The following is a 21,618-nucleotide window of genomic DNA, read 5'->3' as shown; positions in this document are numbered from 1 at the left end:
ACAATGCGACGCAGTATAAACGGCTGCCGCCGCGCAGCATCCGGGTGTTCTCCAGGCCCCCGCTCTCCCCCAATCCTGCCGAGGCTTCATGAAGCACGCCGCGTTCTCCAGACTCCCCATCGCCCTTGCACTGCTCTTCGGTCTGTGGGGCTTCGCCGCGCACGCCAACGACTACGACGACGTCAACCTTTTGCTGCGCCAGGGCAAGGCCGCCGAGGCGCTGGCCAAGGCCGACACCTACATCGCCGGCAAGCCGCGCGACCCGCAGATGCGCTTCCTGCGCGGCGTGATCCTCACCGAGCAGAACAAGACCGCCGACGCGATCACCGCGTTCACGCAGCTAACGCAGGACTTCCCGGAACTGCCCGAGCCGTACAACAACCTCGCGGCGCTGTACGCGTCGCAGAGCAAATTCGACCAGGCCCGCGCCGCGCTCGAAACCGCGCTCAAGCTCAGCCCCAACTACGCCACCGCGCACGAAAACCTCGGCGACGTGTATGCGCGCCTGGCAGCCCAGGAATACCAGCGCGCACAGCAGTTCGCCACCACCAACGCGAGCGTCGCGCCCAAGCTCGCGCTGATCCGCCAGATCTTCACGCCCAAGGCCGCGGCCGATGCGGCCGTGCTGCCGGCCGCGCCGCCCGAAGTACGCAAGCCCGTGGGCCGCACGACCAAGTAACAGCCTCTTGCAATCCGGCGGTGCGCACACAGTTGCCTCCCAACCTGCGCCATCGCAGGCCCACCGCCCTCCCCTCCACCCGCACACGGAGCCTCATTTGACGACCTCTGCACTTTCCCGTTTCAGCCGCCGCGGCGCCCTCGCACTGGCCGCAGCCTTGGCCCTCGGCGCCGCCGCCGGCGCGCACGCCCAGCAGGCCGCGCCGCGCGTCAAGCTCGCCACCTCGGCGGGCGACATCGTGGTCGAGCTCGATGCGGCCAAGGCCCCCAAGACGGTCGAAAACTTCCTGCAGTACGTCAAGGACAAGCACTACGACGGCACGGTGTTCCATCGCGTCATCGACGGCTTCATGATCCAGGGCGGCGGCTTCACGGCCGACCTGCAGCAAAAGCCCACGCGCCCGCCGATCCCGCTCGAGGCCAACAACGGCCTGAAGAACGACAAGTACACGATCGCGATGGCCCGCACCGGCAACCCGAACTCGGCCACCTCGCAGTTCTTCATCAACGTGAAGAACAACGACTCGCTCAACGCACCCAACCCCGACGGCTACGGCTACACGGTGTTCGGCAAGGTCGTCGCCGGCGCCGACGTGGTCGACAAGATCCGCGCCGTGCAGACCGGCAACAAGGGCGGCATGCAGAACGTGCCCGTCGAAACTCTCACCATCAAGTCCGCCACGCTGGCGAAGTAATCCCGTTTCCGAAGAAGGAGCTAACTCATGAGCAACCCCCAAGTCGAATTGCACATCAAGAACTACGGCGTCATCACGCTCGAACTCGACGGCGTGAAGGCACCGAAGTCGACCGCCAACTTCATCGAGTACGTGAAGAAGGGCCACTACGACAACACGGTGTTCCACCGCGTGATCCCCGGCTTCATGGTGCAAGGCGGCGGTTTCGAGCCCGGCATGAAGCAAAAGCCCACCGGCGCCGAGATCGAGAACGAAGCCAACAACGGCCTCAAGAACGCCAACTACACCGTGGCCATGGCCCGCACGAGCGCACCGCACTCGGCCACCGCCCAGTTCTTCATCAACGTGGCCGACAACGGCTTCCTGAACCACACCGCCCCCTCGGCCCAGGGCTGGGGCTACGCGGTGTTCGGCAAGGTCACGGGCGGCACCGATGTCGTCGACAAGATCAAGGCCGTGAAGACAGGCCGCAAGGGCTTCCATGACGACGTGCCCCTCGAGGACGTCGTGATCGAAAAGGCAGTCGTCACTGTCGAGTGATGCACTTCAGGCACGGCGCAGCGGCATGACCCCGGTGGCGAACCCGGCTTTCTCCGAGCTGGTGGCGCCGCCCGCGTGGCGCACCGTCGACCTGATTTCCGACCTGCACCTGCAGGCCAGCGAGCTGGCCACCTTCGAGGCCTGGCAGGGCTACCTGCAGACCACGCCGGCCGATGCGCTGCTCATCCTCGGCGACCTGTTCGAGGTGTGGGTGGGCGACGATGCCGCCGCCCAGCCCGGCTTCGAGGCGCAGTGCGCCGAACTGCTGCAGCGCACCGCGCAGCGCATGCCGGTGTTCTTCATGCACGGCAACCGCGACTTCCTCGTCGGCAAGGCCTTTGCCGCGCAATGTGGCCTGACGCTGCTCGACGACCCCACGGTGCTGGTGCTGCACGGCGAACGCTGGCTGCTGAGCCATGGCGATGCGCTCTGCCTCGAAGACACCGACTACCTCCAGTTTCGCGCCCAGGTGCGCACGCCCGAATGGCAGGCCGCGTTCCTCGCGCGCCCGCTGGAAGAGCGCCGCGCCCTCGCCCGCGCCATCCGCGCACAGAGCGAAGACCGCAAGCGCGATCCCTCGACCCTCTGGGCCGACGTGGACGCCGACGCTGCCCGCCAATGGCTGCAGCACGCGGGCGCCAGCGCGCTGATCCATGGCCACACCCACCGCCCCGCCGTCCACGACCTGGGCCACGGCCTGCGTCGCATCGTGCTGAGCGATTGGGACGCCGCCGCGCACCCGCCGCGCGCGCAGCTGCTGTGCCTGTCGGCCGCAGGCGCGCAGCGCGTCGACCTGCGCTAGCCGCACCGCCCGCCGATGTTCAAGTGGCTGCGCCGGCTGCGCACCCTGCCCCCGATTCCCGACGCCGCCTGGCGCGCCACGCTCACGCGCTACGCCTTCCTGGGCGCGTTGCCGCCCGCGCAGCAGCAACAGCTGCGCACGCTGGCGGCCGAGTTCCTGCGGGACAAGGAATTCCACGGCACGCAGGGCTTCGTCATCACCGACGAGGTGGCGCTGGCCATCGCGGCGCAGGCCGTGCTGCCGGTGCTGCACCTGAAGGACGGGCTCGACTGGTACGACGATTTCGTCGGCATCGTGGTGCATCCCTCCGAGGTCGTGGCGCAGCGCAAGATCGTCGATGACGCGCTGGTCGTGCACGAGTACGAAGAGGTCGTCGCCGGCGAGGCGATGGACCAGGGCCCCGTCATGCTCAGCTGGCAGGACGTGCTCGCGAGCAGCGTCAGCAGCGAGGGCGGCTACAACGTCGTGATCCACGAGTTCGCCCATAAGATCGACATGCGCAACGGCATCGCCGACGGCTGCCCGCCGCTGCCGGCCGGCTTCATGGGCCGACGCAGCGCGCGCGATGCGCGTGCGGCCTGGATGGCGGCGCTGCAGCCGGCCTACGACGACTTTCGCGAAAAGACCATCCTCGCCGAGCGCTTCGGCGCCGAGCCACCCTGGCTCGACGACTACGGTGCCACGTCGATCAGCGAGTTCTTCGCGGTGGCCTGCGAGGCCTACTTCGTGAACCGGCCGAACTTCGCTCGGGACTTCCCGGGAGTGCTGGTTCTCTTCGATGCGTTCTTTCGGCCTGCGCAGGCCTGACCGCCTCTCACATCTGGTTTCCTTGCTTGCGCGCGCGGTGGCGGTCCGCATACCTCGTCCTGAGTAGGCGCTGATCGGGAGCGCCTTGCCTTTGCAGGCCCCAGGCGTAGCATCGCTGCGGCCATCGCCCTCCACAGCACCGCTGCGCGCCCGATGACCTGGAGCGTCGCCATCGGGGGCGGCGTTGCTTCATGTGATTCGTCCCCCGCGGATAACAACACAGGAGCAGAAAATGGTGACCTATATCGGCATGCTGAGCTTCACGGACAAGGGCATCCAGAGCGTCAAGGAAACCACGAAACGTGCCGCCGCCGCCAAGGAAACCGCCCAGAAGCTCGGCGTCAACATGCGCGAGATCTTCTGGACCATGGGCGACTGCGATGTGGTCTGCGTGCTGGAGTCCGAGGACGAGCAGGCGCTCTGTGCATTCAGTCTGGCCATCGCCATGCAGGGCAATGTGCGCACGCGCTCCCTGCGCGCCTATACCGCCGGAGAAATGGACAAGATCCTGGCCAAATTGCCTTGAGCCGGGACGGGTCGACACACATGAAAAAGCCCGCACGCGGCGGGCTCCTTCTCATGAACGCGCGCGGGCGCCTTACTTGCGCAGCAAGGCCTTCAGCGCGTTCTGCAGACGGCGCGCGGTGGCGGCGTCGTGCGCAGCGGCGAGCACCTTGCCGGCGTCCTGACCCCAGGTCTGGGCCGGCGTCGGATCGCCACGCTTCGTCAGCAGCTTGAGCTGCAGCGCGCGGCGTGCGTCGAGTTGCTCGGCAGGCGTCGGCACTTCGGCGGCCATCTCCAGGCGCAGCAGTGCTTCGGCGGCATCGCTCGCGCCAGCCGTCGGTGCGGCACCCACGGCTTGCGACCATTGCGTGCGCACGGCCGGCGTCACGGCACGGCCCAGTTCCTGCACGCTCGGCAGGCGGGCGGCATCGCGCTGCTCCCAGGCGCCAAGCACCTGCGTGAGCGCTTCGCCGTGGGCCTGCGCGGCCAGCTTGCGGAGCGCCATGTCGGCACGCTCGAGCGCTTCGCGTTGCGCGCGGAAGGCGGCATCGCCCAGGCGAGGGCCGCGGTCTTCACGCGGCGGACGGTCGCCGAAACGGCCACCGCCCGGCGCGCCGCGATCGCCACCACGGGCATCGGGACGCGGGCCGCCGCGGTCGTTCGGACGGCCGGGGCCGCCGGCACCGGGACGGCCACCGTCGCGGCGATCACCGAAGCGGCCCGTGCCGCGAGCGGCCGGTGCGGCTTCGGCCTTCTTGCTGCTGGGCCGGTCGTCGCCACGCATGGCGACCACGGGCTTGGGTGCGGGCTTCGGCGGCGCGGCCGGCGCGACGCTTGCGGCTTCACCTGCTTCGTGCGCGGCGCTGTCGCTGCGGGCCGAAGCATCGGCGCCGTCTGCGGGAGCGACCAGGTCGGGCGCGTCGGCCGCTGCGACCGCGGGCGCGGACGGCGTGGCTTCGGCATCGCTCGAACCCGGCGTCTGCTCGGCGCTTTCACCGAACTCGGCGGCGGCCTGGCCGGGGGCTTCGACACCGGTGGCGCCGACCGAGGGGCCGTCGCTCGTGGTGGCGGGTGCCGGTGCGGGCGCCGGCGCTTCACCGCGCAGCGCGGCTTCGAGGCCGGCGATGGCGGCGCGGATCTTCTGTGCGTCGCCACCGGCATTGGCCGCGTCGAGCGCCTTGGACGCGTCGAGCACATGGCGGTCGTGCTCGCTCATGGCGGCCGATGCCTTTTCACGCTCGACCGTCTTGCGGTTGAAGGCTTCGTCGATGGGTGCGCGGAACGCGTCCCACAGCTTCTGTTCGTGGCGGCGGTCGAGCGGCACGCTCTGCGCCTCGTGCTGCCAGCGCTGCTGCAGCGCCTTGACGGCGTCGATGCGCAGCATCGGCTGGGCGCCCAGCTCGGTGGCTTCGGCGATCATGGCCTGGCGACGTTCGACGCTGGCCTTCTGCGCGGTTTCGAACGGTGCGCGGGCGGCGCCGAAGGCTTCGTTCCACAGCGGTTGCAGCTCGGCGAACACCTTCTCGCCCACGTGGCCGGCATCGCGCCAGCGGTCGGCGAACTGGTGCAGCGCGCGGTTGTGCGCCTTCAGGTCGGTGGCGCCGGCATGCGCTGCGGCCCAGGCCTTGACCTCTTCGATCAGCGCGACGCGCAGGGCGCGGTGTTCGGCGGCATCGGCACGCACCTTCTCGAGCCAGGCCTCGACGACCTTGTGGGCTTCGTTGCAGGCTTCGTCGAAACGCTTCCACAGCGCATGGTTCGGCACGCCGCCCTGGTCGGCCTGCTTCCACTGGTCGCGCAGGGCGCGCAGAGTTTCCTGCATCTTGCGGCCGCCGAGGGCCTGGCCTTCGGGGCGCTTGAGCAGGCCTTCGGCCTTGGCGACGAGGTCTTCGCGCACCTTGTCAGCGCTCCAGCGCTGCCAGCCTTCGAGTTCTCCGGCAGCAACCAGCGCGGCGTGCACGCGGGCTTCGAGCGGCGCGTCGACCAGCTTGCCGTGTTCCTTGAGCACGGCGCGCAGCGCGGCGGCAGCGCCGGCGCTGGCCTTGCCGTGGCCTTCGGCGGTTTCCTGTTCGAGTTTGGCGAGCGCGGCCTGCACGGCGTCTTGCGCCGCGGCGCGCACGGCCGGGTCGACCTTGGGTGCGGCGGGACGGGCCGGCGCGGCGGGCTTGGGGGCCACCACTTCGCCGCGTGCGGCGCGCAGTTCGTCGGCCCAGACGGGCACCGGGGGCAAAGGCGCGGCGGCATCGGCGGCCGCGGCCACGGCCTGCGCCAACGCGCCGTGGAACGAATCGGACACCACGAGCAGCTGCGACTTGGAAGCTTCGAGCTGGGGGGCGAACTTGGCGTCGAGGCTGTTCCAGTTGGCATCGGCCACGATGTCGGCGGCCTGCTGCTGCCAGTGGGTCACGTCGGCGCGCAGCGATTCCTCGGCGGCCTGGGCGTCCTTCCAGCCTTTGGTGGACAGCACTTCGAAGCGCTGCGCCAGCAGGACGGCGGCTTCGCGGTGGACCTGCGCACGGTGCTGCAGGTCTTCGATGCCCTTGACGCGCTCGGCCAGCTGGGCCTTCAGCCCGGCCAGCGGTTCGCGCGACAGCGGCGCGCCGGCCTTGGCGGCGTCACGCTGCCAGGCCAGTGCGTCGGCGATGTTGAGCTTGGACTGCGCCAGCAGCGTTTCAGCCTTCTGCGCCCATTCGGCGGCGATGGCTTCCTGGCCCTTGGCGCGTTTGATTTCGTCGAGCTTTTCGCGCAGCAGGCGCGCGGCGCCCTTGTCGCGGCCGCTCAACTCCTTGAAGACCTCTTGCATCTGCTCGGACGAAGGGTTGCCCGCGAGCCAGTCGCGGATGCGCGCGGCGCGCTCGCCCGAGGTCGGCGCGGTGAAGGCGCCGCCGGTGAGCGTGTCGAGGGCCTGGAGGTCGTGTGGCTTGGAAGAAGTAGAGGTCACTGCGCGAAATCGTTGTCTTGGTAGAGAAAGCGAAGGCGCCGGCAAAGGCCGGCGCACATCGACATTTTCACCCAGTTGGCGAACAGCCCGCCGAATTCCGTGTCGGAACTGCGGCGCGCACCGTTCAGCGGGCTGAAAAGGGCCCGCAAGATATATGGCAAGGCGAGGCGAAAAGCCAAGCCCCGCCGGCTATTTCATGGTCAGGCTCAGCTCGGCGCCGGGCTTCCAGTCGCTGCCGCTGGCCGTGGTGCGCACGGCCCCCAGGAACAGGCGCTCGCTCGGCAGCTTCTGCGCCAGCAGGTAGTCGCGCACCACGGCGCCGCGCTCTACGGCGAGCTGGCGCATCGATTCCTCGTCGACCGGCACGCTGGCCAGCAGCAGGTTTTCCATTTCCTTCACCGGCAGGTCCTTGGCCAGGCCGACCATGTTGCGCGGCTTGGTGATGTCGGAGCGCTTGTAGACGGCCGTGAGCAGCTCCGGGTATTCGGCATCGGTCACCGGCGCCACCTCGGTGCCGGTCTGGCCGCCGCGCACCGCGACACGGCGCTTCTCGGCCTGGGTCAGCTGGCGCAGGCGCTGGCGCTGGTAGGCGTCGCGCTCCTTCTCGAGGCTGGAGGTACCCACCACGGTCATCTGCAGCGTCGGCCGCTCGGTCAGGGCCTTCACGACCTTGTCCAGGCTTTCCTTGGCGCCGCTGCTCAGCGTGGAACTGCCGGGCTCGAAGGTGATGGCGCTCGAGTCGCCGCTGCCGCCACCGCCCAGGCCGCCGGTCAGCAGGCTGAACGGCGCGGTCACGGCCTTGACGATCAGGTTGACCACCGCCTTGAAGATCAGCGGGCCGATGCTGAACTGCGGGTCGTTGAGCGAGCCGCGCAGCGGCAGGTCGACGTCGATCACGCCGTTGCGATCGGCCAGCAGCGTCACGGCCAGGCGCACGGGCAGGCTGTTGGGCGCGCCGGCCACCTCGTCGCCGAACTTCAGCTGGTTGAGCACCAGCTTGTTGGTGGCGGTGAGCTGGCCGTCGGGCGCGATCTTGTAATTGACGTCCATGCTCATCTTGCCGCGCTCGATGCCGTGGCCCGCGTAACGCACCGAATACGGCGACAGCGGCGCCAGGTCGAGGTCGCGCATCTTGGCCGTGATGTCGAGCTCGAGCGGCTTGGCCAGCGGGTTGAGCTTGCCGGTGATTTCCAGCGCCGCGGTCTGCTGCGCCTTGCCGCGCAACTCGAGGTCAGCCAGCGCCGGGCGACCGCCCTGCCCGTTCGGCGGGTTCGACGAGAAGGAACTGAGCTTGCCGGTCAGCTCGCTCAGGTCGGCCGAGTAGTTGGGCTTGACGAACAGGTCGGTGAAGTCGATCTTGCCGTTGACCAGGCTCATCGGACCGAAGTTGATGACCGGCGCCGGGCCGCTGTCGGCCGCAGGCGCGGCAGCCACGACGGGTGCGGACGCGGCCGGGGCAGGCTCGGGTGCACCGCCGACCATGGCTTCGGCCGACACCGGCGCACCGCCCGAAGCCCGCTGCGGCGCCGAGGCGGCCGGCGCGCGGGTCGTGGTGGTGGTTCCGCCCGGGCCCTTCCTGGTGCTGGCTTCGGTGGCGGCGGCCGCGGCGGCCTTCGAGGCTTCCTCGCCCTTCTTGGTCAGGCTCAGCAGGTTCAGGCGGCCGGTGGGGTCGACGATCACGCGGGCGAAGAAGTCGGTCAGCGTGGTTTCGCGCACGTCCACCGTCGGGGCCGCGTTGGGTGCGAGGCTGACCTGCAGGCCGCGCAGGCTCAGGGTCTTCCAGCTCAGCAGCTGGCTGTTGCCGCGGTCGAAGCCCGGCGACTGGGTCAGCGAGACGCTGTTGGCGCGAAAGTCGTCCAGCGCGGTGTCGCCGGCCAGCTTCAGGCTCATGCCGGCCGGCGCGCTCGCGTAGCGCACCGTGCCGCGGTAGTTCGCGAAGGCGCGGCGGATGTCGACATTGAGCGCGTCGGCGTAGTAGGCCTTGAAGGCATGCGCCGGGAAGGACGCCACCTCGAGCCGCCCCTCGGCCGCCAGCGGCTTGAGCACGATGTTGCCCTTGTAGTCGAAGCGTCCCGGGTCCGCGCGGCGGCCGGCGCCGATGCGGCCCGACACCTGCAGCGGCGAGACGGTGTTGGTGTCGGGTGCGATCTTCTGGGCCAGCAGCTTGAAGGCCGTGACCTCGATCGCCACCGGCGCCGAGCCGGCCTTGTCCGCATAGGACAGGCTGCCGTTGTCGACCGCCAGCGTGCCCAGGGTCAGCGCCCAGGGCTTGGTGTTGGCGCTATTGGGGCGCGCCGCGCCGGCGTCGGCCGGCTTGGGCGCCGCCACCTTGGCGCCGCCGGCCGGGGTCTTGAGCCAGCGCTCGAACATCCAGCGCTTCTCGTTGTCGCGCTCGACGCTCACCTTGGGGTTGGTCGCGGTGAACGACGCGATGTTCAAGGTGTGCTTGGTCATGTCGACCTCGGCGTCGACCAGCTCGAAGCGGCCGACGCTGGCCAGCGCGGTCTTGGCCTGGGTCAGCGCCAGGCCGTCGGCGGCGAGGCGGCGCGCCTTGAACTTCAGGTCGGGCTGGGCCCAGGACACGTCGATCTGACCGCTGAGCTTGCCGTCGAGCGTGGGCTCCAGGCTCTGCGCCAGGTACGGCGCGGCCAACGACAGCGGCAGCGCCTCGACCTCGGTCTGCACGTCGGCGACCTTGTCGGTGGCGTTGCCCTTGAACTTCAGCGTGGCGCCCGCGACGGCGGTGCTGCCGTCGAACTGCGCGGGCTTTTCCATGGGCCAAGTGACAGCCGTGAGGTTGATGCCGAGGTCAGTGAGGTCGATGGCTGCGGCGGGCTTGACGGTTTCGTCGCGCCAGCCGACACGGCCGCCGTCGAGCGCGATCTTGTCGACCTGCACCTTGAGCTTGGGCTTCTCGGCGGCCGGATTGCCGCCCGGGGCGCTGGCGGCGGGCGCGGGCAGCGGCGCCGCCTTTTCGGCCGCGCCGGTCGCCGGGTCGGTGGCCATCAGGTTGAGCTGGCCGGCGGCGTCGCGCGCCACCACCAGCTGCGGCTTGGCCAGCGCGACCTCGCTCAGGTGGAACACCGACTCCAGCGGTCGCACGTCGGCCAGCGCCAGCTTGAGCGAGTCGAAGCCCAGCAGGTCGCGCCCGCGGGCGTCGCCCAGCTTGGCGCCGTGGGCCTCGACCGTGCCGGTGATCTTCAGGCCGATGGTGTTGGTCTGCTGGAAATCGATCTTCAGGTCGGCATCCAGGCTGCCGGCCTGCAGCTTCACCGGCAGGCCGCCGGGGATGTAGCCCAGGTAGGGCACGAGGTCGAGCCCCTTGAACTGCACGTGGGCGTCGGTCTTGCGGCTTTGCGCGAACGGGGTCGTGAAGGCGGCCGAGTCGAAGTGGCTGCCGTTGAGCGCGAAGGCCAGCTTGGGCTCGGTCTTGATCTCGCGCTTGGAGGCGAGGTTGCTCAGGAACGGCACGTTCAGCATGAAGCCGCGCAGCTCGTGCCGACGTTTGACGGTCTGGTCGTCGAAGTCGACCGCGCCGTCCTTGATCGAGATGTTGTAGATCGCGAAGCGCGCAGGCTCGGCCTTCGGATCGGGCGGCGGGCCCGAGGCCAGCTTGGCCAGGATGTCGTCGATGTCGTACTTGCCGTCGGCCAAGTGCGTGAGCAGCACCGCGGGCGCCTCGACCGTCACCGCGTCGATCACGGGCGCCAGGCGGAACAGCGATTGCAGTTCGGCGTCGGCATAGATGCGCTTGATGGCCACCTGCGGCTGCTTGCCGTCGGCGGTGGCGATGCGCAGGTCATTCAGTGCGAGCTCGAGCGTCCAGGGCTTGAAGTCGATCTTGCCGACGGTGACCTGCCGGCCCAGCTTTTCGCTTGCGATCTTCTGGAGCTGGCTCTTGGCGATCGGCGGAACCGCCAGCCACGCGATGACCCACAGGGCCAACACCACCAGCAACGCGACAACCCCACGCCGCACCCATTTGTTCTGTTTGATCGAAGCAGCATCCATCCGCAGAAGTGTGCCGCAAACAGATGCCAACAAAGTCTGCCGAAACGTGAATGCGTTCCCTTTTGGCGAGGCATTGCGATGCCCGCGCGCCCCTCGACAGGATCGGTAGGCCGAAAGTGTGAGCCCCACAAACAAGAAAGCCCGGTGAGTCGACGAAGTGTCTTGTCACCGGGCTTGATGGCGGGCTCAAAACCCATGCCATCGATTCGCGCGACCGGAAGTAATGGTTCCCGCCGTGCTGGCAGCAAGAGATTGCCGCCGTGGAGTCCTCCATCGTTCGAGTCCTTGACTTGCACCTCGGACTGCCTGACTTCGGAAAAACGCCTGAAACCTCAGGCCCGTCCAGATTAGGCGTCTCACCCTTCCTTTGCAAATCCCTTTTTCCAAGGGATTTCCCGTAGGCCTGCTCCCCCTGGAGCCCCCGCGGATGAGGGGATTCTTCAAGCACTTATTAACATATGAAACCAAATCCTTATGCTTGACCGTGTATTTAGCCACGATAGAATCCCGCCTGCCCTTGCTGCCGGACGCAGCAGGGCCTCCCTGAATCCGCTGCCGAATTCCACCGGCGTGATCAGGCCGCCGCGCTCCCTACCCCACACCCCTCCATGCGCGGAGCCTGATTCGTACATACCAATCCAAGCGCCGCTGCCTTCATCCACCGCCCTTTCAGGCGCTGCATGCCAGGTGCCGCACAGAAAGGAAAAAAGCGATGAGCAAGGCGTTTGATGCCACAGCCCGCGGGCTACGGACCTTCGTGTCCGATGTGGCAGACGGCTTTTTTGAAATCACCCACAACGGGTTTGCGCTGGTCGGCTTGGCCATCGTGTTCGCGGCCCTCGCCCTCGTGGCGCGTCCCGACCTGCGCAAGACCGGCGAGGAACAACTGATGGGCTGGCTGCAGTCGCGCAAGCCCGCGCCCGAACCCACCGACCTCGAGCCGACCGCCATCGAGCGCACCACGGCCGCGAGCCCCGACGAGCTGCCCAAGCAGCAGGCGGCGGTGGCCTACTGGCTCAGCAAGAAGTACCGCGTTGCGGCCGAGCCGCTGAGCGTGCTGGTCTCCGAGGCCTACCAGATCGGCAAGCGCACCAAGCTCGACCCCACGCTGATCCTGGCCATCATGGCCATCGAGTCCAGCTTCAATCCGTTCGCGCAAAGCCACGTCGGTGCCCAGGGCCTGATGCAGGTCATGACGCGCGTGCACGGCGACAAGTACGAAAGCGCGGGCGGCACGCTCACCGCCTTCGACCCCGTGACCAACATGCGCGTCGGCGTGAAGGTGCTGCAGGAATGCATCGCCCGTGCCGGCTCGCTCGAAGGCGGCCTGCGCTACTACGTGGGTGCCGCCAACCTCGACGACGACGGCGGCTATGCCGCCAAGGTGCTGGCCGAACACGAGCGCCTGCGCCAGGTCGCCGCCGGCCGCGCGCCGTCGACGATGGTCGTGCCGCCGCCGACCACGGCGCGCGCGCAGCCGATCCCGGTCGTGGCACCGGCCAAGCCCGCAGGCGAAGAGCCCGCCACTGGCAGCGAGCCGGCCAAGGTCGCCCTGCTCTCCGCAGTTTCCTGAGGCCTTGCCGGCCTTCCCGGCCCGGATGCGTGCGGGCCTGCGCTACACTCGGCCTGTACGCGACTGGCGATAGGCGCAGCACCCTGAAAAAGGTGCCACGCGCTGACGTGGAATACCACTGGGAAGCGTGCCGCCTGACCACAACAGGCGTTCAGCCGTTCGCCTGGGCAGCCCTTGTTTGGTTGAACAAGGACCTCGTCTTCAAAGGACTGCCATGTACCAACGCAATATCCTGGTCGAACAGACCGATCCCGAAATCTGGGCCGCCATTCAAGCCGAAAACGCGCGCCAGGAACATCACATCGAGCTGATCGCCAGCGAGAACTACGCCTCGCCGGCCGTCATGGCCGCCCAGGGCTCGCAGCTCACTAATAAATACGCCGAAGGCTATCCAGGCAAGCGCTACTACGGCGGCTGCGAGCACGTCGACGTGGCCGAGCAACTGGCCATCGACCGCGTCAAGCAGATCTTCGGCGCCGACGCCGCCAACGTGCAGCCGCACTGCGGTGCCTCGGCCAACGAAGCCGTGATGCTCGCCTTCCTGAAGCCCGGCGACACCATCATGGGCATGAGCCTGGCCGAAGGCGGTCACCTGACCCACGGCATGCCTCTCAATATGAGCGGCAAGTGGTTCAACGTGGTGAGCTATGGCCTGGACGCCAACGAAGCCATCGACTACGACGCAATGGAACGCAAGGCGCATGAGCACATGCCCAAGCTGATCATCGCGGGCGCCTCGGCCTACTCGCTGCACATCGACTTCGAGCGTTTCGCCAAGGTCGCCAAGGACGTCGGCGCGATCTTCATGGTCGACATCGCCCACTACGCCGGCCTCGTGGCCGCGGGCGTGTACCCCAACCCGGTGCCGCACGCCGACATCGTCACCTCGACCACGCACAAGAGCCTGCGCGGCCCGCGCGGCGGCATCATCCTGATGAAGTCGCAGCACGAGAAGGCGATCAACAGCGCCATCTTCCCCGGCCTGCAAGGCGGCCCGCTGATGCACGTGATCGCCGCCAAGGCCGTCGCGTTCAAGGAAGCCCTGACGCCCGAGTTCAAGGCCTACCAGCAACAGGTGGTCAAGAACGCCCAGATCGTGGCCGACACCCTCACCGCGCGCGGCCTGCGCATCGTGAGCGGACGCACCGAAAGCCACGTCATGCTGGTCGACCTGCGTTCCAAGGGCATCACCGGCAAGGAAGCCGAAGCCGTGCTGGGCGCCGCCCACATGACGATCAACAAGAACGCGATCCCCAACGACCCGGAAAAGCCGATGGTCACCAGCGGCGTGCGCATCGGCACCCCCGCCATGACCACGCGCGGCTTCAAGGACGAAGAGGCCCGCATCACGGCAAACCTGGTGGCCGACGTGCTCGAGAACCCGCGCGATGCGGCGAACATCGACGCGGTGCGCGCCAAGGTCCACGCCTTGACGAGCCGCTTCCCTGTCTACCGTTGATTTCGTAAATAGAAGAAGAGAAGCACTGGCCGCATGAAATGCCCTTTTTGCGGTCATCTCGAAACGCAGGTCGTCGAGACCCGCGTTTCGGAAGACGCCGACTTCGTCCGCAGGCGCCGCCAGTGCAGCGCCTGCGACAAGCGCTTCACCACGTATGAGCGCCCGGACGTCAATTTCCCCGTCGTGGTCAAGAAGGACGGCAGCCGCGCCGACTTCGACTCGACCAAGGTCCGCGCCTCGATGATGCTGGCGCTGCGCAAGCGCCCCGTGAGCATCGAGCAGATCGACAACGCCCTGCTGCGCATCGAACAGAAGCTCCTGGCCAGCGGCCTGCGCGAAATCGATTCGACGAAAGTCGGCGAACTCGTGATGCGCGAACTCAAGAAACTCGACAAGGTCGCCTACGTGCGCTTTGCCTCGGTGTACCGCAGCTTCGAGGACGTCGACGAGTTCCGCCAGCTGCTGCGCGACATCTGACCCCCGAGAAGGCGTGAACGAACCCGGCATGTCCTCTTCCCGACACGACGCCTCCCACATCGCCACCGCCCTGCGGCTGGCCGCCTCCGCGATCCGCCTGACCGACCCGAACCCGCGCGTCGGCTGCGTGCTGTGCGACGCCGACGGCCGCGTGATCGGCCAGGGCCACACCCAACAAGCCGGCGGCCCGCACGCCGAGGTGATGGCGCTGCGCGACGCGCAAGCCCAAGGCCATTCGACTGCGGGCGCCACCGCCTACGTCACGCTCGAACCCTGCTCGCACCACGGCCGCACCGGCCCCTGCTGCGACGCACTGATCGCCGCCGGCGTGCGCCGCGTCGTGGCCTCGCTCGCCGACCCGAACCCGCTCGTGGCGGGACAAGGCTTTGCGCGGCTGCGCGCGGCAGGCGTCGAGGTCGAAGTCGGACCGGGCGCCGACGAATCCCGCGAACTCAACATTGGCTTCTTCAGCCGCATGGTCCGCAAGCAGCCTTGGGTTCGAATGAAGATCGCCGCCTCGATCGACGGCCGCACCGGCCTGCACAACGGCGTGAGCCAGTGGATCACCGGCGAAGCCGCGCGCGCCGACGGCCACGCTTGGCGGGCCCGCACCGGCGCCGTGCTGACCGGCGTCGGCACGCTGCTCGAAGACAACCCGCGCCTGGACGTGCGCCTGGTCGACACGCCGCGCCAGCCCCACCTCGTGGTCGTCGACAGCCACCTCCAGACTTCGCCCGACGCTCACATTTTCATAGCTGGCCGCGCCGTCTGGATCTACGCCGCGAGCCGGCACAACGAAGAAAAGGCGGCCGCACTCGAAGCCCGCGGCGCCACCATCACCTGCCTACCCAACCTGCACGGCAAGGTCGACCTGCCCGCGATGCTCCAGGACCTCGCGGCGCGCGGCGTCAACGAGTTGCATGTCGAATCGGGCCACAAGCTCAACGGTTCGCTGCTGCGCGAAGGCTGCGTGGACGAGCTGCTGGTGTACCTGGCGCCCAAGCTGATCGGCAGCGGGCTCGACATCGCCAGCCACCTGCACGCCGAGGGCCCGCTCACCTCGCTGGCGGGTGCGCTGCCGCTCGAATTCAAGTCGGTGGACATGCTGGGGCCCGACCTGCGCATCGTCGCGCGCGTCGCCGGCCGCGACCGCTTCTGAGCCGCCGCGCACGCGGCGCGGCACATTCGCAGCCGCAAACCGGCCCTTCGGGCCGAAGACCCCTCGATGTCTGCGAAAATGTGGAAATGTTCACCGGAATCATCACCGGCGTGGGGCGCATCGCCGCCATCCACGACCTCGGCACCTCCTCCTCCTACGGCAAGCGACTCAGCATCGAGGTGCCCGACGGCTACCTCGACGACGTCGGGCTCGGCGACAGCATCGCGCTCAACGGCGCCTGCATGACGGTCACCACGCTCGCACCTGAACGCGGGCAATTCACCATCGACATTTCCGCGGAGTCCCTCGACAAGACGGCCGGCCTGACCGACGAAGGCAGCCGCATCAACCTCGAGAAGGCCCTGCGCGCGAGCGACCGCCTCGGCGGCCACATCGTCTCGGGCCACGTGGACGGCATCGGCCACGTGAGCTTCTTCGCGCCGGTCGGCGAAAGCTGGGAGCTGCGCGTGGTCGCACCGCCCGCGCTGGCGCGCTTCCTGGCCTACAAGGGCTCGATCACCATCAACGGCGTGAGCCTCACGGTCAACAGCGTGAGCGACATCGCCGATGGCGCCGAAGTCAGCATCAACCTGATCCCGCACACCGTGGAAAACACCTCCCTCGGCGGCCTGAAGGCCGGCTCGAAGGTCAACCTCGAAATCGACACCGTGGCGCGCTACGTGGAGCGCATGCTTCAGGCCGGCATGCTCACCCCCTCTCTGACGTCTTCCACGTCTCCCAAGGACACTTCGAAATGAACGCCTCCGTCACGCCGATCGGCGCCCCGCGCGCCGACCGTGCACCCGCACCGATCTCCCCGGTCGAAGACATCGTGGCCGAGCTGGCCGCCGGCCGCATGGTCATCCTCGTGGACGAGGAAGACCGCGAGAACGAAGGCGACATCGTCATCGCCGCCGACCACATCACCGCCGAATCCATCAACTTCATGGCCCGTCACGCGCGCGGCCTGATCTGCCTCACGCTCTCGCGCGAGATGTGCGAGCGGCTGCAGCTGCCGCCGATGGTCCAGCGCAACGGCGCCAAGCATTCCACCGCCTTCACCGTCTCCATCGAGGCAGCCGAAGGCGTGACCACCGGCATCTCGGCCGCCGACCGCGCCCGCACCGTGCAGGCCGCCGTGGCGCGCAACGCCGTGGCCGCCGACCTGGTGCAACCCGGCCACATCTTCCCGCTGCAGGCGGTGGACGGCGGCGTGCTCATGCGCGCCGGCCACACCGAAGCCGGCTGCGACCTCGCCGCCATGGCCGGCTGCTCGCCCGCCTCGGTGATCTGCGAGGTGATGAACGAAGACGGCACGATGGCCCGCCTGCCCGACCTGCAGATCTTCGCGGCCGAGCACGGCCTCAAGATCGGCACCATCGCCGCGCTCATCGAGCACCGCAGCCGCGTCGAATCACTGGTCGAAAAGGTCGGCTGCCGCGAGATCCAGACCAACTGGGGCACCTTCACGGCCCACGCCTTCGTCGACAAGCCCAGCCGCGGTGTGCACCTGGCGCTGGTGCGCGGCCAGTGGGCGCCCGAAGAGACGGTGTCGGTGCGCGTGCACGAGCCGCTGTCGGTGCTCGACGCGCTCGAGGTCAACCGCCCGATGCACTCCTGGAGCCTGGACGCCAGCCTCTCGCACATCGCGAACGAAGGCAAGGGCGTGGCCGTGCTGCTGAACTGCGGCGAAACCGCGGCCGAGCTGCTCGCGCAGTTCGACGGCACCGCGCGCCCCGCGCAAGCGCCCGAGCGCGGTCGCATGGACCTGCGCAACTACGGCATCGGCGCGCAGATCCTGCGCGAATGCGGCGTGCACAAGATGAACCTGCTCGGCGCGCCGCGTCGCATGCCGAGCATGGCGGCCGGCTTCGGCCTCGAGATCGCCGGTTACCTCACGAAAGACTGAACGACCATGCAAGGTTCCAACAAGGGCGAAATCACCCTCAACGGCAAAGGCCTGCGCATCGGCATCGTGCAGGCGCGCTTCAACGCCGACATCACCGACGCACTGGCCGCGGCCTGCCTGTCGGAGCTCGAGGCGCTCGGTGTGGCCGCCTCCGACATCCATCATGTGCAGGTGCCCGGTGCGCTCGAAGTGCCCGTGGCACTGCAGGCGCTCGCCGAGCGCGGCGGCTACCACGCGCTCGTGGCGCTGGGCTGCATCATCCGCGGCGAGACCTACCACTTCGAACTGGTGGCCAACGAATCGGGCGCGAGCGTGAGCCGCGTCGCGCTCGACTACCGCCTGCCCATCGCCAACGCGATCCTCACGACCGAAAACCTCGAACAGGCCGTCGCCCGCCAGACCGACAAGGGCCGCGACGCAGCCCAGGTGGCGGTCGAGATGGCACAACTGCTGGCCACCCTTTCATGACCGAAGACACCTCCAAGTCCGCCAAGCCCCGCCAGTCGCGCACCGGCCTCACCAGCACGGGCGCACGCAAGGCCGCGGCCAAGTCGAACCGCAGCCGCGCACGCGAGTTCGCGCTGCAGGCGCTCTACCAGCACCTGGTGGGCCGCAACGACCCGACCGACATCGACCACTTCACGCGCGACCTCGCGGGCTTCCACAAGGCCGACGCGGCGCACTACGACGCGCTGCTGCACGGCTCGATCAACGGCGCCGAACAGCTCGACGCGCTGATCCTGCCGCTGCTGGACCGCAAGTTCACCGAAATCTCGCCGATCGAGCACGCCGTGATGTGGATCGGCGTGTACGAGTTCCAGAACTGCCCCGACGTGCCCTGGCGCGTGGTGCTCAACGAGTGCATCGAACTCGCCAAGGAGTTCGGCGGTACCGACGGCCACAAGTACGTGAACGCCGTGCTCAACGGGCTGGCACCGCAGCTGCGCCCACTTGAAGTGGAAGCCGACCGGGCCACCGGCAAGGCGCGCCCATGAGGATCTCGACGCGCGCGCAGCGCATCGAACCGTTTTACGTGATGGAGGTCGCCAAGGCGGCTGGGGTGCTGGCCCGCGAAGTGGCCCACACCGACCGCCCGATGATCTTCCTGAACATCGGCGAGCCCGACTTCACCGCCCCGCCCCTCGTGCAGGAAGCGGCCGCCCGCGCCGTGCGCGCCGGCGCCACGCAGTACACCCAGGCCACCGGCCTGGACCACCTGCGCGAGCGCATCAGCGGCCGGTACAAGCAGCGCTTCAACGTCGACGTGCCGGCGCGCCGCATCGTCGTCACGGCCGGTGCCTCGGCCGCGCTGCAGCTGGCCTGCCTCGCGCTGATCGAATCGGGCGACGAGATCCTGATGCCCGACCCGAGCTACCCCTGCAACCGCCACTTCGTGAGCGCAGCGGACGGCAAGGCCGTGCTGGTGCCGACCACGGCCGAGGAGCGCTTCCAGCTCACCGCCGCCAAGGTCGAGGCCGCCTGGACCGACAAGACCCGCGGCGTGCTGCTGGCCTCGCCCTCGAACCCGACCGGCACCTCGATCGCGCCCGACGAACTGCGTCGCATCCACGAGGTGGTGTCGCAGCGCGGCGGCATCACGCTGATCGACGAGATCTACCTGGGCCTGTCGTACGACGATGCGTTCGGGCAGACGGCACTGGCCATCGACGACAACGTCATCAGCATCAACAGCTTCAGCAAGTACTTCAACATGACGGGCTGGCGCCTCGGCTGGCTGGTGGTGCCCGAAGTGCTGGTGCCGGTGGTCGAGCGCCTGGCGCAGAACCTCTTCATCTGCGCGAGCACCGTGTCGCAGTACGCCGCACTGGCCTGCTTCGAGGCCGAGAGCATCGCCGAGTACGAACGCCGCCGCGCCGAGTTCAAGGCACGCCGCGACTGGTTCATTCCGCAACTGAACGCGCTGGGCCTGAACGTGCCCGTGGTGCCCGACGGCGCCTTCTACGCCTGGGCCGACTGCACGAGCGTGGCCGACAAGCTCGGCATCTCGGGCAGCTGGGACTTCGCATTCGAGACCATGAAGCGCGCCCACCTGGCCGTGACGCCGGGCCGCGACTTCGGCACGGCCGAAACCGCGAAGTTCGTGCGCTTTTCCACCGCCAGCTCGATGGCGCACCTGCAGGAATCGGTCGAGCGCCTGCGGGCCATGATCGCCTCATGAGTTTCGAGTTTCCGATTCGCGTCTACTGGGAAGACACCGATGCGGGCGGCATCGTGTTCTACGCCAACTACCTGAAGTTCATGGAGCGCGGTCGCACCGAGTGGCTGCGCTCCCTGGGCGTCGAGCAGCGCAAGCTCAAGGAAGCCACCGGCGGCCAGTTCGTGGTGAGCGAAACGCAGCTTAAATACCATCGGCCCTCGCGGCTGGACGATGAACTGCTGGTTACAGCCGAGCTGCGGCAACTGGGCACTGCGTCGTTGATAATCGGTCAGCGCGTGCTATCAAAAACAGAGCAAGAACGCACCGGGGCCGCGGCACCGGTCTTGCTGTGCGAAGGCACGATCCGCATCGGCTGGGTGGACGCCGCCACCTTGCGCCCTGCGCGCATTCCGGCCCAAGTTTCGGGAACCCTCGAGCACTCCAGCGGCTCCATGACTCAACCTTTCAAGCCATGAACCAAGATCTCTCCATCATCAATCTCCTGCTCCACGCCAGCTTCGTGGTGCAACTGGTCGTGCTGCTGCTGGTGATCGTGTCGGTCGCCAGCTGGGCCGCCATCATCCGCAAGTACTTCGCCCTCAAGCGCATCCGCGTGCTCAACGACGATTTCGAGCGCGAGTTCTGGTCGGGCACCAGCCTGAACGAACTGTTCGCCTCGGCGGCGCAGAACGCCAAGTTCGCCGGCCCCATGGAGCGCATCTTCGCCTCCGGCATGCGCGAGTACCAGAAGCTGCGCGAGCGCCACGTGACCGACGCGGCCACGCTGCTCGACGGCGCCCGCCGCGCCATGCGTGCGAGCTTCCAGCGCGAACTCGACGCGGCCGAGCAGAACCTGTCGTTCCTGGCTACCGTCGGTTCGGTGTCGCCGTACGTGGGCCTGTTCGGCACGGTCTGGGGGATCATGCATGCCTTCACCGGCCTGGCCGCCCTCACGCAGGTGACGCTGGCCACCGTGGCGCCCGGCATCGCCGAAGCGCTGGTGGCCACCGCCATCGGCCTGTTCGCCGCCATTCCCGCGGTGGTCGGCTACAACCGCTTCGCGCGCGAGATCGACAAGATCGCCATCGCCCTGGAGACCTACATCGAAGAGTTCTCCAACATCCTGCAGCGCAACCTCTCGGCCAACCCCGGCGCCGTGACGCCCGCCGCCTCGGTCACCGCCGCGAACCGCTGAAGAGCGGCGCGCACAAGACAAAGGACGCGACGACATGCCCGCCGTTTCATCCCGGGGCCGCGGCCGCCGCACGATCAACGAGATCAACATGGTCCCGTTCATCGACGTGATGCTGGTGCTGCTGATCATCTTCATGGTCACGGCCCCGCTCATCACGCCGAGCGTGATCAACCTGCCGACGGTCGATCGGGCCAACAAGCAACCCGACAAGCCCATCGAGATCGTCATCAAGAGCGACGACGAAGTGCAGATCAAGAAAGACCCGTCCACCGGCACCGGCGGCGCGTCGATCCCCATGACGCAGATCGGCTCGGCGGCCAAGGCCGCGCAAGGCGGCGACGCCCAGCGCCCCGTGGTCATCAGCGCCGACAAGTCGGTGAAGTACGAAACCGTCGTGAAGGCGATGAACCAGCTCAAGCGCAGCGGCATCGAGCGCGTGGGGCTGTCGGTCACGACCACGGGCGGCAAATAAGGCATGTCGCTCGCCCTGGATCGCCCCGAGTTCGCGCCGCCGCCGCAGCGCGGCACGCCCCGCGCGGTTGCGCTCGCCCTCATTGCCCATGCGCTGCTGATCGCCGCCCTCACCTGGGGCGTGCGCTGGCGCAGCGAAGCCGACGACGGCGCGGTCGATGCCGAGCTGTGGTCCACCACGGTGATGCAGGCCGCTCCGCGCCTGTCGGTGCCGGAGCCGCCGGCCCCCGTGCCCGCAC

At 68.3% G+C, this 21,618-nt stretch carries 21 protein-coding genes, 1 pseudogene and 1 riboswitch; of the genes and pseudogenes, 19 read left to right on the top strand and 3 right to left on the bottom strand.

Translation table 11 applies throughout. The features are described 5' to 3' along the window. Window positions 1–88 precede the first annotated feature (88 nt). The 6 genes from AC07YS_RS09410 (at window position 89) to AC07YS_RS09385 (ending at window position 4,048) form a co-directional block, all read left to right on the top strand. Complete coding sequence (locus AC07YS_RS09410; RefSeq protein WP_495267800.1) at window positions 89–679, top strand: tetratricopeptide repeat protein; 591 nt, start codon at window positions 89–91, stop codon at window positions 677–679. 97 nt (window positions 680–776) lie between these two features. Continuing rightward, a complete protein-coding gene (locus AC07YS_RS09405) occupies window positions 777–1,373 on the top strand; it encodes a peptidylprolyl isomerase (protein WP_495267799.1) in 597 nt (198 codons plus the stop codon). A 27-nt stretch (window positions 1,374–1,400) separates the two neighbouring features. Further along, the gene (locus AC07YS_RS09400; RefSeq protein WP_070060416.1) at window positions 1,401–1,913 is read left to right on the top strand and encodes a peptidylprolyl isomerase; all 513 of its coding nucleotides are present in this window, start codon (window positions 1,401–1,403) and stop codon (window positions 1,911–1,913) included. Window positions 1,914–1,938: 25 nt separating this feature from the next. Then, window positions 1,939–2,715 carry a UDP-2,3-diacylglucosamine diphosphatase gene (locus tag AC07YS_RS09395; RefSeq protein WP_495267798.1) on the top strand — a complete coding sequence of 259 codons (777 nt, stop codon included), beginning with the start codon at window positions 1,939–1,941 and terminating at the stop codon, window positions 2,713–2,715. A gap of 15 nt (window positions 2,716–2,730) precedes the next feature. After that, on the top strand, window positions 2,731–3,522 hold the full coding sequence (locus tag AC07YS_RS09390) for a M90 family metallopeptidase (RefSeq protein ID WP_495267797.1): 792 nt from the start codon (window positions 2,731–2,733) through the stop codon (window positions 3,520–3,522). A 232-nt stretch (window positions 3,523–3,754) separates the two neighbouring features. Beyond that, the gene (locus AC07YS_RS09385; RefSeq protein WP_095745032.1) at window positions 3,755–4,048 is read left to right on the top strand and encodes a GYD domain-containing protein; all 294 of its coding nucleotides are present in this window, start codon (window positions 3,755–3,757) and stop codon (window positions 4,046–4,048) included. Window positions 4,049–4,120: 72 nt separating this feature from the next. Here AC07YS_RS09385 and AC07YS_RS09380 read toward each other — a convergent pair whose 3' ends face one another. From AC07YS_RS09380 to AC07YS_RS09370, 3 genes are read right to left on the bottom strand one after another with little or no spacing between them, the layout of a single operon-like run. Further along, window positions 4,121–6,967: a DUF349 domain-containing protein gene (locus tag AC07YS_RS09380; protein ID WP_495267796.1), complete on the bottom strand. Its 2,847-nt coding sequence runs from the start codon at window positions 6,965–6,967 to the stop codon at window positions 4,121–4,123. Next, the gene (locus AC07YS_RS09375) at window positions 6,964–7,146 is read right to left on the bottom strand and encodes a hypothetical protein (protein ID WP_139705488.1); all 183 of its coding nucleotides are present in this window, start codon (window positions 7,144–7,146) and stop codon (window positions 6,964–6,966) included. The genes AC07YS_RS09380 and AC07YS_RS09375 overlap by 4 nt, the downstream gene beginning before the upstream one ends. Before the next feature lie 10 nt (window positions 7,147–7,156). Next, window positions 7,157–10,978, bottom strand: a complete 3,822-nt coding sequence (locus AC07YS_RS09370; RefSeq protein ID WP_495267795.1) for a DUF748 domain-containing protein — start codon at window positions 10,976–10,978, stop codon at window positions 7,157–7,159. Window positions 10,979–11,690: 712 nt separating this feature from the next. On the opposite strand from AC07YS_RS09370, the gene AC07YS_RS09365 reads away from it, so the two are divergent. From AC07YS_RS09365 to AC07YS_RS09305, 13 genes and pseudogenes are all read left to right on the top strand, one after another. After that, window positions 11,691–12,551 (top strand): lytic transglycosylase domain-containing protein, encoded by an 861-nt coding sequence (locus tag AC07YS_RS09365; protein WP_062481551.1) that lies wholly within the window; start codon window positions 11,691–11,693, stop codon window positions 12,549–12,551. Window positions 12,552–12,600: 49 nt separating this feature from the next. Next, window positions 12,601–12,727: riboswitch (ZMP/ZTP riboswitch) on the top strand. Window positions 12,728–12,765: 38 nt separating this feature from the next. Beyond that, a complete protein-coding gene (gene glyA / locus AC07YS_RS09360; RefSeq protein ID WP_139705484.1) occupies window positions 12,766–14,010 on the top strand; it encodes a serine hydroxymethyltransferase in 1,245 nt (414 codons plus the stop codon). A 33-nt stretch (window positions 14,011–14,043) separates the two neighbouring features. After that, window positions 14,044–14,487, top strand: coding sequence for a transcriptional regulator NrdR (nrdR, locus tag AC07YS_RS09355; RefSeq protein ID WP_007836918.1), 444 nt, complete (start codon window positions 14,044–14,046; stop codon window positions 14,485–14,487). 28 nt (window positions 14,488–14,515) lie between these two features. Next, the gene (ribD, locus tag AC07YS_RS09350; RefSeq protein ID WP_495267794.1) at window positions 14,516–15,646 is read left to right on the top strand and encodes a bifunctional diaminohydroxyphosphoribosylaminopyrimidine deaminase/5-amino-6-(5-phosphoribosylamino)uracil reductase RibD; all 1,131 of its coding nucleotides are present in this window, start codon (window positions 14,516–14,518) and stop codon (window positions 15,644–15,646) included. Window positions 15,647–15,732: 86 nt separating this feature from the next. Next, window positions 15,733–16,404, top strand: coding sequence for a riboflavin synthase (locus AC07YS_RS09345; RefSeq protein WP_492685487.1), 672 nt, complete (start codon window positions 15,733–15,735; stop codon window positions 16,402–16,404). After that, window positions 16,401–17,555, top strand: coding sequence for a bifunctional 3,4-dihydroxy-2-butanone-4-phosphate synthase/GTP cyclohydrolase II (ribBA, locus tag AC07YS_RS09340; RefSeq protein ID WP_139705478.1), 1,155 nt, complete (start codon window positions 16,401–16,403; stop codon window positions 17,553–17,555). Before AC07YS_RS09345 ends, ribBA begins: the two co-directional genes overlap by 4 nt. Before the next feature lie 6 nt (window positions 17,556–17,561). Beyond that, complete coding sequence (gene ribH, locus AC07YS_RS09335; protein ID WP_056582067.1) at window positions 17,562–18,023, top strand: 6,7-dimethyl-8-ribityllumazine synthase; 462 nt, start codon at window positions 17,562–17,564, stop codon at window positions 18,021–18,023. Further along, complete coding sequence (nusB, locus tag AC07YS_RS09330) at window positions 18,020–18,550, top strand: transcription antitermination factor NusB (RefSeq protein ID WP_369647275.1); 531 nt, start codon at window positions 18,020–18,022, stop codon at window positions 18,548–18,550. The genes ribH and nusB overlap by 4 nt, the downstream gene beginning before the upstream one ends. Next, window positions 18,547–19,734, top strand: a complete 1,188-nt coding sequence (locus AC07YS_RS09325) for a pyridoxal phosphate-dependent aminotransferase (protein ID WP_495267793.1) — start codon at window positions 18,547–18,549, stop codon at window positions 19,732–19,734. The genes nusB and AC07YS_RS09325 overlap by 4 nt, the downstream gene beginning before the upstream one ends. Further along, window positions 19,731–20,189: a tol-pal system-associated acyl-CoA thioesterase gene (gene ybgC / locus AC07YS_RS09320; RefSeq protein WP_070060388.1), complete on the top strand. Its 459-nt coding sequence runs from the start codon at window positions 19,731–19,733 to the stop codon at window positions 20,187–20,189. The genes AC07YS_RS09325 and ybgC overlap by 4 nt, the downstream gene beginning before the upstream one ends. Further along, window positions 20,186–20,908 (top strand): protein TolQ, encoded by a 723-nt coding sequence (gene tolQ / locus AC07YS_RS09315; RefSeq protein WP_070060387.1) that lies wholly within the window; start codon window positions 20,186–20,188, stop codon window positions 20,906–20,908. Before ybgC ends, tolQ begins: the two co-directional genes overlap by 4 nt. Window positions 20,909–20,942: 34 nt before the next feature. Next, the gene (locus AC07YS_RS09310; protein ID WP_070060386.1) at window positions 20,943–21,380 is read left to right on the top strand and encodes an ExbD/TolR family protein; all 438 of its coding nucleotides are present in this window, start codon (window positions 20,943–20,945) and stop codon (window positions 21,378–21,380) included. Window positions 21,381–21,383: 3 nt separating this feature from the next. Further along, window positions 21,384–21,618, top strand: a pseudogene (locus tag AC07YS_RS09305) (cell envelope integrity protein TolA); the annotation flags it as partial.

The organism is Variovorax sp. GW458-11-26-14-LB1 (assembly GCF_059423965.1).
Note: the sequence above shows the minus strand (reverse complement) of the source record. Positions and strands in the feature narration are given on the sequence as shown.